12 protein-coding genes are annotated in these 12,571 nt (G+C 29.6%); 1 reads left to right on the forward strand and 11 read right to left on the reverse strand.

Annotation, left to right across the window (positions count from 1 at the left end; translation table 11 throughout):
- Window positions 1-34: 34 nt before the first annotated feature.
- On the reverse strand, window positions 35-1,144 hold the full coding sequence (locus tag EQG68_RS05165) for a glycosyltransferase family 4 protein (protein ID WP_129463717.1): 1,110 nt from the start codon (window positions 1,142-1,144) through the stop codon (window positions 35-37).
- A 71-nt stretch (window positions 1,145-1,215) separates the two neighbouring features.
- On the opposite strand from EQG68_RS05165, the gene wecB reads away from it, so the two are divergent.
- Complete coding sequence (wecB, locus tag EQG68_RS05170) at window positions 1,216-2,334, forward strand: non-hydrolyzing UDP-N-acetylglucosamine 2-epimerase (protein ID WP_129463718.1); 1,119 nt, start codon at window positions 1,216-1,218, stop codon at window positions 2,332-2,334.
- Here the strand turns inward: wecB and EQG68_RS05175 are convergent.
- From EQG68_RS05175 to EQG68_RS05220, 10 genes are all read right to left on the reverse strand, one after another.
- On the reverse strand, window positions 2,312-3,562 hold the full coding sequence (locus EQG68_RS05175; protein ID WP_129463719.1) for a hypothetical protein: 1,251 nt from the start codon (window positions 3,560-3,562) through the stop codon (window positions 2,312-2,314). The two genes, wecB and EQG68_RS05175, sit on opposite strands and share 23 nt — an antisense overlap.
- The gene (locus tag EQG68_RS05180) at window positions 3,552-4,817 is read right to left on the reverse strand and encodes an oligosaccharide flippase family protein (protein WP_129463720.1); all 1,266 of its coding nucleotides are present in this window, start codon (window positions 4,815-4,817) and stop codon (window positions 3,552-3,554) included. The genes EQG68_RS05175 and EQG68_RS05180 overlap by 11 nt, the downstream gene beginning before the upstream one ends.
- 157 nt (window positions 4,818-4,974) lie before the next feature.
- A complete protein-coding gene (locus EQG68_RS05185) occupies window positions 4,975-5,529 on the reverse strand; it encodes a hypothetical protein (RefSeq protein WP_129463721.1) in 555 nt (184 codons plus the stop codon).
- Window positions 5,530-5,592: 63 nt separating this feature from the next.
- On the reverse strand, window positions 5,593-7,455 hold the full coding sequence (locus tag EQG68_RS05190) for a glycosyltransferase family 39 protein (protein ID WP_129463722.1): 1,863 nt from the start codon (window positions 7,453-7,455) through the stop codon (window positions 5,593-5,595).
- Window positions 7,440-8,204, reverse strand: a complete 765-nt coding sequence (locus EQG68_RS05195) for a class I SAM-dependent methyltransferase (protein WP_129463723.1) — start codon at window positions 8,202-8,204, stop codon at window positions 7,440-7,442. The genes EQG68_RS05190 and EQG68_RS05195 overlap by 16 nt, the downstream gene beginning before the upstream one ends.
- Window positions 8,201-9,154, reverse strand: a complete 954-nt coding sequence (locus tag EQG68_RS05200) for a glycosyltransferase family 2 protein (RefSeq protein WP_129463724.1) — start codon at window positions 9,152-9,154, stop codon at window positions 8,201-8,203. Before EQG68_RS05200 ends, EQG68_RS05195 begins: the two co-directional genes overlap by 4 nt.
- A 130-nt stretch (window positions 9,155-9,284) precedes the next feature.
- The gene (gene rfbD / locus EQG68_RS05205; protein WP_129463725.1) at window positions 9,285-10,139 is read right to left on the reverse strand and encodes a dTDP-4-dehydrorhamnose reductase; all 855 of its coding nucleotides are present in this window, start codon (window positions 10,137-10,139) and stop codon (window positions 9,285-9,287) included.
- Window positions 10,133-10,684 (reverse strand): dTDP-4-dehydrorhamnose 3,5-epimerase, encoded by a 552-nt coding sequence (rfbC, locus tag EQG68_RS05210; RefSeq protein ID WP_129463726.1) that lies wholly within the window; start codon window positions 10,682-10,684, stop codon window positions 10,133-10,135. The genes rfbD and rfbC overlap by 7 nt, the downstream gene beginning before the upstream one ends.
- Window positions 10,685-10,724: 40 nt before the next feature.
- A complete protein-coding gene (gene rfbA / locus EQG68_RS05215; protein WP_129463727.1) occupies window positions 10,725-11,582 on the reverse strand; it encodes a glucose-1-phosphate thymidylyltransferase RfbA in 858 nt (285 codons plus the stop codon).
- Window position 11,583: 1 nt separating this feature from the next.
- A complete protein-coding gene (locus tag EQG68_RS05220) occupies window positions 11,584-12,570 on the reverse strand; it encodes a hypothetical protein (protein WP_187347460.1) in 987 nt (328 codons plus the stop codon).
- Window position 12,571 lies beyond the last annotated feature (1 nt).

Below are 12,571 nucleotides of genomic sequence, written 5' to 3' on the forward strand. Positions count from 1 at the left end.
AACAAACGGAAAGAAATCAAATAAAATTAAGACGCTATATATGCTCTAGTGCAACACGATATGCTTTAATCGTTGTTGCAGCGGTTTCCTCCCACGTATATTTTTGCAGAATCTTTTCTTTTAACATAGGATCAACGGGGGAATCAAAGGCTTTTGTGATGGCGTCTGTAATTGAATTTACATCATCCGGTTCACAATAAAACGCATAGTCTTCAAAATAATCATACGTATCTCCTTTTGTTGTAACAACTATATTTTTGCCCATGGCAGCGGCTTCTAACGATGACAAGCCCGGAGTTTCCATCCAGCTTACTAAAGCATGAACTCTTGAGACTTCGTATAATTGTCTTAACTCTTGATGTGAAACCGCCCCTAAAAAAGTAACATTAGCACCTGCTTCTTTTCGAACTTGGTCTACGTATTTTTTTTGATTTTTAGATTCATTTCCAACTAACACTAGATGATAATCGGTATTTTTAATGGCTCTTACTAAATTTAAAGTAGATTTTCTTCCTTCAATTCTGGCAGCACATAAAATACAGTCTTTAAACCTGTTGTAAGGATTGTTTTGATTGTCTATTTCAGAGGTAAAAACCGATTTATCTATGGCATTTGGGATGCTGACATATTTGGGGTTATTTAGCTTAAAATCAAGAATAACTCTATTCATTTCAGAATGAGAATTAGGCAAGAAAACAATGGTGTTGTCAACAATTTCTTTCATTAAGCCATAATAGCCTTTAAAAATCATTTTATATACACCTTTGTGCATTCGTTTGCCTTTGTAATGCTTTACTAGGTTTTTTACAAATGCAATTTGATAAGGGGATAAATAGTTCGCAATTTGTTGAAATAAACCTCCTCTTGCTTTACGCTCAAATTCTGTGTAAAGTCCATAAATGGTTGAAAGTACAATTTTTTTGTTTTGTTTTTTTGCATTGAGCATCTGAATATAAATATCTTGAGGCTCCATCAAATTAAATAAATGAACTAAATCATAATTATCCAAATTAGGTTCTAATTCTAAAGAAATATCAACAGATACCCCTTCTTTTTCTAAAAACTCTTTCGTTTTTAACATTTGAACCATGTCTCCACCGGGTGCGTCAAATAAATTTGTTCTGGTTTGAAATAAAACTTTCATATAGGCATTTTATACCTTGCAAATATAGTTTTTATTAGTAGTTTTACATTTCAATATTTTTACTTTAATAAATGAAAAAAGTTCTATTTGTTTTCGGAACTCGACCAGAAGCCATAAAAATGGCCCCATTAATAAAAAATTTTTCTGAAGACAAACACTTTGATGTAAAAATTGCAGTCACAGCACAACATCGTGAAATGCTGGATCAGGTCTTACATTTTTTTGAAATAAATGTCGATTATGATCTTAATATTATGAAGCCAAATCAGTCTTTACATGAATTAACGGCTCGTTTAGTTTCCAGAATCACGGATGATATTTTATTAAAAGAACCTTTTGATTTTGTATTTGTACAAGGCGATACTACCACTGTTTTAGCAACTTCTTTAGCGGCATTTTATCAAAAAATTAAAGTTATTCACATTGAAGCCGGGTTAAGAAGTGACGATATGTACTCTCCTTTTCCGGAAGAAATGAACCGTGTTTTGACTTCTAAACTTACTTTTGCTCATTTTTGTCCAACAAAAAATGCACAACAAAATTTAATTAAGGAGGGAATTAAAGACAATGTTTTTGTGGTAGGTAACACAGTTATTGATGCGTTATTGATGGGTCTTAATAAGATTAATTCGACCAATGAACAAATTATGTTTGAAAAATTTAAGAACATCGATTTTTCAAAAAAAATTATTTTGGTTACTTGTCACCGTAGAGAAAATTTCGGAAAACCATTTGAAGAAATATGTCAAGCTATATTAAGTATTGCAAAACAAAAGGATAAAACGGTTGAAATTGTTTATCCTGTTCATTTAAATCCAAATATCAAAGAATACGCCCACAAGTGGTTAATCGCTTCTAACATCAAACTCATTTCCCCCTTAGATTATCCGGAACTAATATGGATGATGAGTAAAAGTAATTTGATATTAACAGACTCCGGAGGAATTCAAGAAGAAGCACCAAGTTTAGGAAAACCGGTATTGGTTTTGAGAAAAGTAACCGAACGAACAGAAGGTGTAGAAGCCGGAACTGCTGTTTTGGTTGGATCAAATTATGATAAAATTTGTGCAGAGACGGTTAAATTGCTTGACAATGAGAATTATTATTCAAAAATTGCATCTGCTTCAAATCCGTATGGAGATGGAACAACCAGTAAACAAATTAAAACTATTCTAAAATCTTTTGAGTAGACTTTTGGGAGCTTATTCTTTCGGAAAGAGCAATTAATAATCCCACTAAAATAGCTTTTGTATCGGCTTTAAAATAGAATCCCATAAACACCCAATACGAAATAAAAAGAAACAGTGCTGTTCCGGTAATCAAATAATTCAAATTGGTTAATTCTTGATTGTTTGTTATTTGCTTTCTAAATAAAAGAAAAATGGATAAACTTAAAAGTATAAGCCCAAAAATTCCCGATTTTAAATAAACAGTCATAAATCCATTATGAAGGATTGAAATATAGCGTAAAGAAGCATCATCTAACCAAACTTCTTTTTTTAAATCTACCTTTGAGCCAAGCCCTTTTCCGAACAAAACAGAAAAAGCACCATCATTTCTCATTTGCCGATAGGTATTGATGTTTTCCACCGATCGATAATTATCGTTAAAATCTTTATAATCCTCAGTATTTATTTTGGTTTTAAAGGGTTCGGTTGGGGCTATTTTTACTTTGTATAGAAAAGCTTCAATGCCTTTACCGTTTCGTTTAGGGTTGTAATAAAGAATAGCAGAATAAGCAACTAAACCTGCGAGTACTAAAGAAAATAAGATGGTTGCATTTCTTCTGTTTGGTACAAAATAACCTTTCATTGCCAAGAATAAAATCCCAAATTGTAGAAAATTGGTTCTGGATAAATAAAATGCTGAGGATAATACCAAGAGCGTTAGAAAAATACTTTTTTTGTTACGAGATAAGGCTACTCCAAATTTATCGCTAAAAAGTAGTAAAATGATAACATAGATTTCAAAATCACTAAAAAACCCTGCAAAACCTCTAATTTGGTGAATATTTCTAAAGCCGACAAAAACAATTCCATAAAAAACAATAAACAGGTGGAATATTGCTAATAAAACACCGGTATAAATAACTGTTTGCAAAGGATCTTTCAAGCTATTTCTACACAGTTGGTATCCTACTAATAATCCAATAATGGGTTTGGCCAAATAGGTTATATCCCGAATAAAATCATAACTGCCAAAATCTTGAAAAAAACTACTGAACAAAGCGATTCCTAAAATCAATGTAAATAAACCAACTTGAATCAATAGTTGTTTACTGTATGTTCTTCGTAACGAAACAGCCATCGTTGCCGACCAAACCAAAAATGTAAGTTCATAATTGTTTAAATAGGGAACAGCAACACAAAGTGTAAATAAAATGGAGTGTATAATTTTTTTTGAAAAACTAAATTTCATTTTTTCTAATGATTAAATGATTTCGAAGAATTTTTATATAAAGAACCACTACAAAAACTTCAGCTAATAATAAAGCCATAAACACTCCGGTTAATTGCCACTGATTAAAAAAGAACACAATAGATGCTAACAAAACTACTGCTGTTAAAATAGTAGTATTGACATATTTTTTCTGAAAATTATATGCTAATACAAGTTGCTGAAGGGGTATATTGAGAGCAATTAAAAGTGGAATAAACGCCGCTATTTTTAAATAAAAAGATAAATTCAAACTGTCAGAAGCATTGAAATAAGTCAAAATTTCTTGTGCATAAACAAACAGAAATATTGAACAAAACAAAATTAAAACAAAGTTTAACCCATTGAAATAGAACCATTTTTTCATTCCGTTTTCTTTATTTTGGGCTATTAAGAAACAAACTCTCGGATAAATAAAATTGAAAATTACTTGTAAATAAGTTCTAAAAATCATAATTATTTGTTCAATAATTTTATACTGACCTGCTAACATATTATTTCCAAAATAACCGATTAATAGTATTGGAGAATATTGTTGAAGCGACAATAAAAGTTGCGAAAAAGTAAGTTTATAATCTCTTTTAAAAATTAAAATGATATCTTGTCTTTTTGGGGTTACTAGTACTAAAAAATGATTTTTTACTAACCAATATAAACAAAAAATGTTTGCAATTATTACACTCAAACCAAAATATAAATTCACAAAAACATAATCTTCCTGTTTCTTTATCTGTAACAAAATCAAAATTATATATAGTAATTTGCTTGAAATTGTAATAAAGGAAATCATTTTGAATTTTTCAATTCCTTGTAAAAACCATGTGGGGTTTATCGCTTGAGATACTAAAATAATCAGACTCAAAAAAAGTAACTTTTTTTCTTGATATAGAAATGGAATATAAAATATGATTAACGTTGAAAAAAGGATTACAACAATTAACGATATTAACTTAATTGAAAATAAAGTTATTGCTGTTTTTTGAATTTTTTTTGGATTGTTTCGATGAACTGAAATTTCTTTAACGCCATTAATTCCAGAAGCAAAATCTACTAAAACAGTTAAAATAAAAACAAATGACAAACCAATACCGACTTTTCCAAATCCCTCTTCTCCGCATATTGAAATTATATAAGGAGCAACAATTAATGGAGTAAGGAGATTAAAGAATTGTCCAATTCCATAAATTGAAAAATTTTGAAAATGTTTGTTGTTTTTAATTAAGCGTATTCGTTTCACATATCCATAATTGGATTGTAAAAATACTTTTTATTGATTTGAAATAAAATTAATACAACTAATAATTTTAAATTTTATTCAAGATTAAAAAAAAATATAATCTTTATAGTTTTTAAACACCAATTATTTGTATAATCTTTATATTTTGTTTCGATAATTAGTTTGTGATTTTTGATATTTCATCAAGTAAAGCTTGATGCGGGTAGTAAAATGGTGGAGAAAACCCTTTTGGATTTTTCAAAATTGTTATAGTTCCATTTACTTCATTTATTTCAGTTTTTACTGAATCATTTTGAATAAAATATTTTAAAAAGTCAGAACCCTTTGCTTCGAAACTCTTGCCGTAATAATCCAACTTAAATTTTTCAACAGTTATATCTCCTTGTTCTTTATTAAAACCTAAATCAAAACGAATGTGGGTAGGAATAACATCTTCAGGAAAGTTAAACATCACCTTTTGACTACCTTCTTGACCCAAAACACCACTCCATATAGCTTTTTCTCCTGTAAAATTTATGGTTCCATCCTCTGTATAGTATACAGCAAAATTATCTTCTCTAGTGCAAATAACACTCATTTCAACACTAAAAAACTCATTCTTTTTTTCATCTTTTAATGTATTCTCTGGGTTTAAGATATTATCTTTCTCTCCCTTACAAGAAATCAAGGTGAATAATAATGTAAATGCTATAATTAAAATTTTACTTTTCATTTTTATTGTTTTTTTTTGCAAAAATAAATACTTTTTTATTCACAATTACAAAATAAAAAAAAATTATTCTTTCACTAATTTAATTGAATAAATAATTACATTTCTGTCGCTATTTTTATTTGAAACGTCATTGTCATAAATAAGTTGAATTCTAATCTTTTCATCAGTTAGGGTTTCAAATTTAATTACGTTTTCCGATGAATTTTTGTTTTCACTTAAGTAAAAATCTTCAACCATTTGACCATTAATTTTAACATTTAAATGAGCATTCTCGTTATTTATTGGTTTATCAGGCAAACTGTTGCAATTAATTATTAATTTATAATTTCCTTTTTCAAGGAAAATATTTGGGGAACGAACATTACCATTTTTAAATAAGATTATGTTTCCATTATTATCTAATCTATTAGGTTTAAACAATGACAAGTTTATATTACCTTCTGTTAAAATAGAAACTTCTGTTTTAGGTTCATAATAATGTGCCCAAGCATCGTAATATTCTATTTTATCTATTAAATTAAAATTTTCTAAAAGAAATTTTTCTTGATCTTTATTCAATGAATATGGTCTTGAATTTGCATCAGCATACCAAAACGGTTCTTTTTTTATTGAATTGTTTTTTATTCCACTTACATAATCCTCCAATGATTTTTCCTCAATTTTGACAAAGGGTTTGTTTTGAAAAAAATAAGGGAACAGCCATCTATAATATGCAACAATTTTAGTGTTATTGTAGTTTTTTTTAGAAATTTCAGTAGTCAATTCTCTAAATTGACTTTTTCTAATTGTAGAATAATATTTTGAGATGGCAAATAAATCTATTAATGATAAAATTAAAAATAAAATAATGATAGTTTTTTTAATAAATACATTTTTTATCAAATACAAACCAACAGCTAAAATTAAAATAATAGCAGGTAAAATATTTATAAAATACCGACTTAAAATCATTGGAACATCTAAATGAGACCTTAACAAAGGAATGATTATAGATACTAACAACCAAACAGAAGTAATTATAAAGCAAGTGAGTAATTTACTATTGACAATACTTTTATAATTTACTTTTATGTTTTTTAGGTTGAAAACATTTATAATATAATTTATGACAATAAATTGAATTAAAAACAATATAAGCTCTGAATAACCGAAAAACTCACTAATTAGTTTTGTAATAGCATCTTGTCCTGGTTTTTGCAACCAAAAAGATTGGATTTCTGAAACTCTCACAAAAGCTTCATATGCAGGAAGAAAAATTATTAAAGTAACAAAACCAGATATAAATGAATTAATAAAAAAAGTTTTTTTGTTTTCCTTTGGAGATTGTATTAAAAAGAAAAGCAATATTAAATACTGTGCAAAAAGTGTAATAAATCCGAAAAAGTGAGCGTTTAAAATTAAACCGGCAAAAATACCATAATACAAAGCATTTTTTATCGATGTACATTTTAAAAATTTTATTAAACGGTAAAAAGCCAATACCGTAAATAAAAATAACATTCCATATGGTCTAATCTCTTGTGAGTACGAAATATGAAAAATATTTACTGATACTAAAGCTGCTGCCACTAGTCCCACTTTTTTATTAAATATTTCTTTAGCTAACAGATACATTGAATAAACACCTAAAACTCCAATTATAGCTGAAAAAACTCGTGCTACCAATGTTGTGTATCCAAATAACTCAAATAATATTCGTACCAAATAAAAATACATGTGCGGTATATATTCCCAAAACAAAATTCCATCATAAAATTCTTTAAATGTTAGTTTTGGGTTAGCATCATTCATGGTTAAAATCTCATCTAACCATATACTTTGAAAATCAGCCTTATAAAGCCTTAAAAAAGAGGCTAATAATAATATTAGTAATAGAATATTATTAACTTTAATCCAATTCGTAATTTTCATTATGTATTTTTCCATACGTATAATATTGAAACTCCAAAAGGAAAACGAATTTTAAAATTTATAAAAAAAGATTCCGTTTTCATTAAATAAAAAAGAAAAGCATTGACAAACCCTGGATTAAAGGTTTCAAAATCACTTCCGGCACCTTTTCTTTTGTTACCCAATTTTAATAAGTTACTTAACTTTCTAAATAAATAAATTGGCAGAAAAAGAAAAAAGTTGAAATAGGATGAAAAAATTGTTTTCCCGTTTTTTTCTAATTTGAATAAATGATCCACTTCATTCAATTTATATCGCCTAAAATGTTGATTAATTTCATCATGATGACTCCACAAACTCATAAATGCAGGTACTGTAATAAAAATGACGCCATTCTCTTTAAGAACTCTCTTCATTTCGTTTACGGCTAATTGATCATCTTCAACGTGCTCAATTACATCAAAAGCACACACCAAATCAAATTTTTCAACGGTGAAGGGTAGTTCCGTAATTGATCCGTGAATGATTTCTAAACCTGTTTTTTCTCTAGCAAATTCACAACAAAATTCGTCATATTCTATTGAGGTTACTTTACCAAATTCTGATAAATATTCTGAACTTCTACCTGTGCTACATCCAATATTTAATATAGAAATTTCGCCCGATGTATAATTATTATCTGAGATTAATTTCTTTATTAAATTTGAAATTATTCGTTCTCTTGCTTTAAACCACCAATGATTTCGCTCTAATAAATAGTATTCTTTATAGTAATCGTGATTCATTTTTTATCTTTTTCTTCTCCTGCTTGAATAATTTTATCAATAATAAACAAAGGTCTATTTCTAACTTGATTGTAGATTCTTAATACATATTCGCCAATTAAACCTAAAGATAATAACTGAACTCCGCTAAAAAGAATTATGGCAAAAATCAACGTAGTAAAACCTTGGGGTACATTATGATTTACAATTTTATTATAAATAATATAGCTAAAATAGAAAATGGAAAGTAAAATAGTAAGTAGTCCTAATCTAGTTATTATTCTAACCGGAAAATCGCTAAAATTAAAAATACCATTAAATGCCAGTTCAAACAATTTTTTCCAACTATACTTGGTTTGTCCTGCTTGTCTTTCATCCCTGTCATATTCAAATGCTTTTTGTTTAAAACCAACCCAAGAACGCATTCCTCTTAAATACCTACTTTGTTCCGGCATTTCATTCATTGTGTCAACGACTCTTCTACTAATCATTGAAAAATCACCACTGTCAATTGGAATTGTAAAGTTTGAAATCTTTTGTTGTAATCGATAATAAATCCAGTATGCAAACTTCTTTAAATCAGACTCTTTCCTGTTTTTTCTAACAGCATAGACAACATCATAACCCTCTTGCATTAATGAATAAAATTCATTAATAAGTTCTGGCGGATCTTGTAAATCTCCATCGATTATCATTGCTCCTTCTGTACCTCTCACATAGTTTAAGCCAGCTGTTACTGCTAATTGATGACCGTGATTTCTAGACAGTAAAACACCTGTGAAACGTTTGTCTTTTTTACATAGTTGTTCAATTAAAAAAGGCGTTTTATCTTTACTACCATCATTAATTAAAATTACTTCACAAGTAAAATTTGTTTGATTAATTACATTAGAAATACGCTCTATGAGCTTATCAAAGACAGCTTCTTCGTTGTAAAGCGGAACTACAATAGAAATTTTTATTTCTTCCAAAATTCAATTTTTTTTTGGTGTTTTAATTACTTTTCAAAAGTAGATAATTCTATTTTAAAATCTAATTTTAATTCACTGAATTATTTGTGAAAAAAATGGCTCAAACTAGCTTATTATTATAGCAAAAAAGTTATAAAGATCTCAAACTCTCCTCCCAATCCTTAATCTCAACACCAAATCCCTTTTTAATTTTACTCTTATCCAAAACACTATACGCCGGTCGTTTAGCGGGTGTAGGAAAACCGGAAGTTGGAATAGGTATTAAATTGATACTAATTTGGTTCACCTCAAAGATTTTCTTCGCAAAATCATACCAACTGCATTGCCCTTCGTTGGAGAAATTGTAGATGCCGAAAAGGTTTGGTGATGGGTTATTGGTGATGGGTGATTGGATTATATTGACCAAAACCTCGGCTAAATCAACAGCATTTGTAGGCGTTCCGATTTGGTCGTTTACAACTGTTAGTTTATCTCTTTCGGAAGCCAAACGAAGCATGGTTTTCATAAAATTATTTCCGAATTGTGAGTAAACCCAAGAGGTTCGGATGATAAAATGCTTTTCCCATGTTTCCTGTATCGCTTTTTCACCGTCTAATTTGGTTTGACCGTAAACACCGGTTGGATTTGGAATATCTTCTTCGGTATAAGGAGAATTTTTTGTTCCGTCAAATACAAAATCGGTGGAAATATGAAGTAAAATCGTGTCACATTCTTTGCAAACTACAGCCAAATTCTTGGCTCCAACTACATTGATTAAATGAGCTTTTTCAGGTTCACTTTCCGCTTTATCAACCGCTGTGTAGGCAGCTGCATTAATGCAAAAAGTTGGTTTAAATTGTTTAAATAGTTGTTTAACGTTGTTCAAATTGGTTATGTCCAACGTACTTGAATCGCAAAAAGCAAACTGAATAGCAGGATAATTGGGAGCAATAAATTGCAAACTCTGTCCTAATTGACCGCCCGCTCCTGTTACTAAAACTACCATGCTTTTTTAGCGTTTTCTAATGTGGGTAAACATTTGTCTTTTTCAGAAATGATTAATTTTTCTGAGTTAAAATTCCAATCAATTCCAATCGTTTCATCGTTGTAAATGATCCCACCTTCGGATGCTTTATTGTAAAAATTATCACATTTGTAAAAAAATGTAGCCGTTTCACTCAACACTAAAAAACCGTGAGCAAAACCTCTTGGTACAAAAAATTGCTTTTGATTGTCAGCAGATAAAACCACCGCCTCATATTGACCAAATGTTTTTGATTCCGGACGAATATCAATTGCCACATCCAACACTTCACCTTGTAAAACTCGAACTAATTTAGCTTGAGCATGTTCAGCGGTTTGATAATGCAATCCGCGTAAAACGCCTTTTGTGGAATACGATTGATTATCTTGAACGAAATGTACATTTTGACCCACTCCCTCCTGAAAAGTGCGTTCATTAAAACTTTCCATAAAATAACCGCGTTCGTCTTGAATTATTTTTGGCTCGATAACGAAGCAGCCTTTTAATTTAGTTTCTATAAAATTCATAGTGAAAATGTGTCGATTTGACAATTAGTCAATCTGCCAATTAAATTAATCCCATTAAATGTGTTCCATAACCACTTTTTAGTAATGGCTCAGCAAGTCTTTTAAGTTGTTCGGCATTTATAAATCCCATTTTATAAGCCGCTTCTTCTATGGCACCGATTTTCAAACCTTGTCGTTCTTCAATGACTTGTACAAATTGTCCGGCTTGCATCAGCGATTGAAACGTTCCGGTGTCTAACCAAGCAGTTCCTCGGTCTAAAATACTCACTTTTAAATTTCCCCGTTTTAAATATTCTTTATTAACGTCGGTGATTTCTAACTCTCCCCGATGACTTGGTTTTATGTTTGCAGCAATTTCGATAACCGAATTATCGTAAAAGTAAATTCCCGGCACCGCATAATTCGATTTAGGTTGACTTGGTTTTTCTTCTATTGACAAAACATTTCCGTTTGCATCAAAATCTACCACACCATATCGTTCCGGATCATGCACATGATAGGCATAAATAATTCCACCTTCCGGATTATTATTGGCTTGAAGTAATTCGGCTAAACCGGTTCCGTAGAAAATATTATCTCCTAAAATTAAAGCTACTTTATCGTTGCCAACAAACTCTTTACCGATGATAAAAGCTTCGGCCAATCCATTTGGATGTTCTTGAACCGCATATTCAAACCGACAACCTAATTTGCTTCCGTCTCCTAAGAGCTGACGAAATAAAGGTAAATCATGTGGCGTAGAAATAATTAAAATCTCATTTATCCCGGCCCACATTAAGGTGGACAAAGGATAATAAATCATTGGTTTATCATAAATTGGCATTAACTGTTTACTAACCGCTAATGTTAACGGATGCAATCGTGTCCCTGATCCTCCGGCTAAAATTATTCCTTTCATTTTAGCTGTTTTTTTGATTGCTTTTCAGTGATTGTTTTTTATAAAAACGCAACATTCCTTTAAAACCAATAAAAAAAAGTAGGAAAATAAACGGAACAATGAATTTCATTTTACCGTTAGTTCCTTTTGTGTTTTTATCATTTATAATTATACTTGTTGCTTTAATAACCTTATCAAGATTAACTAAACTTATTCTTAAATTAGCTTGCTCTCCAATTAAGTTTTCTTTGGTTTGGAGAACATCATTTAATTGAGTGTTTTCATTAAAATAAACCAATTTATCACTGTTATTGGAATTTGTTCTGTTTTTAAATTGATTCATTAAACCATCTATTTGAGCAATGGTAGAGTCATTTGCTTTCATTTTAATTTGAATATTGCTCAAATATTCATTTTGTAATTTTTTAAAATGTTGGCTATCGTTTAAGAAATTTAAAATAGGTTGAACCGTCTCGTTTTCTGAGGTTATTTTTGACGTGTTGAAGGTAATTAAATGAAAAGGGTAGTTTTTACTCGTTAATTCATTTTCAACTACTTTGTCAATATTTCCATCTTCTGCTAATAACTTAATTAATTCAAAATTATCTTTTTTATTATCAATGAATTTGTAAACATCAATGATTGGTTTTATCTGAATGTTACCAAATTTCTTAGTGTTTTTAATTCCAATTTCTTTTAAAAAGAGCGTATCTCCTTCATTTATTTTTGATTGTAATAAATCAACTTTAGAATACAAATAATCTGTGCTTCCAAAATTTGGTGAAACGATAATTTGATGATCATATGACTTAACTTTCTTATCTAAATAATATCCTATTCCGCCACCAACAACAAAAAGAATAGCAAGCAAAATAAAATTCTTTTTAACAAATAATATCAATCGAAAGAGCGTGTTTAGAAGTCCTTCATAAATACCGTTTACTTTTTGAGTAATTTTTGCTAAGTCAATTTCTTGATTATCAGAGTTAATTGGTGAGTTTGAGCTCATG

The organism is Flavobacterium piscinae (assembly GCF_004122145.1).
GTDB lineage: Bacteria > Bacteroidota > Bacteroidia > Flavobacteriales > Flavobacteriaceae > Flavobacterium > Flavobacterium piscinae.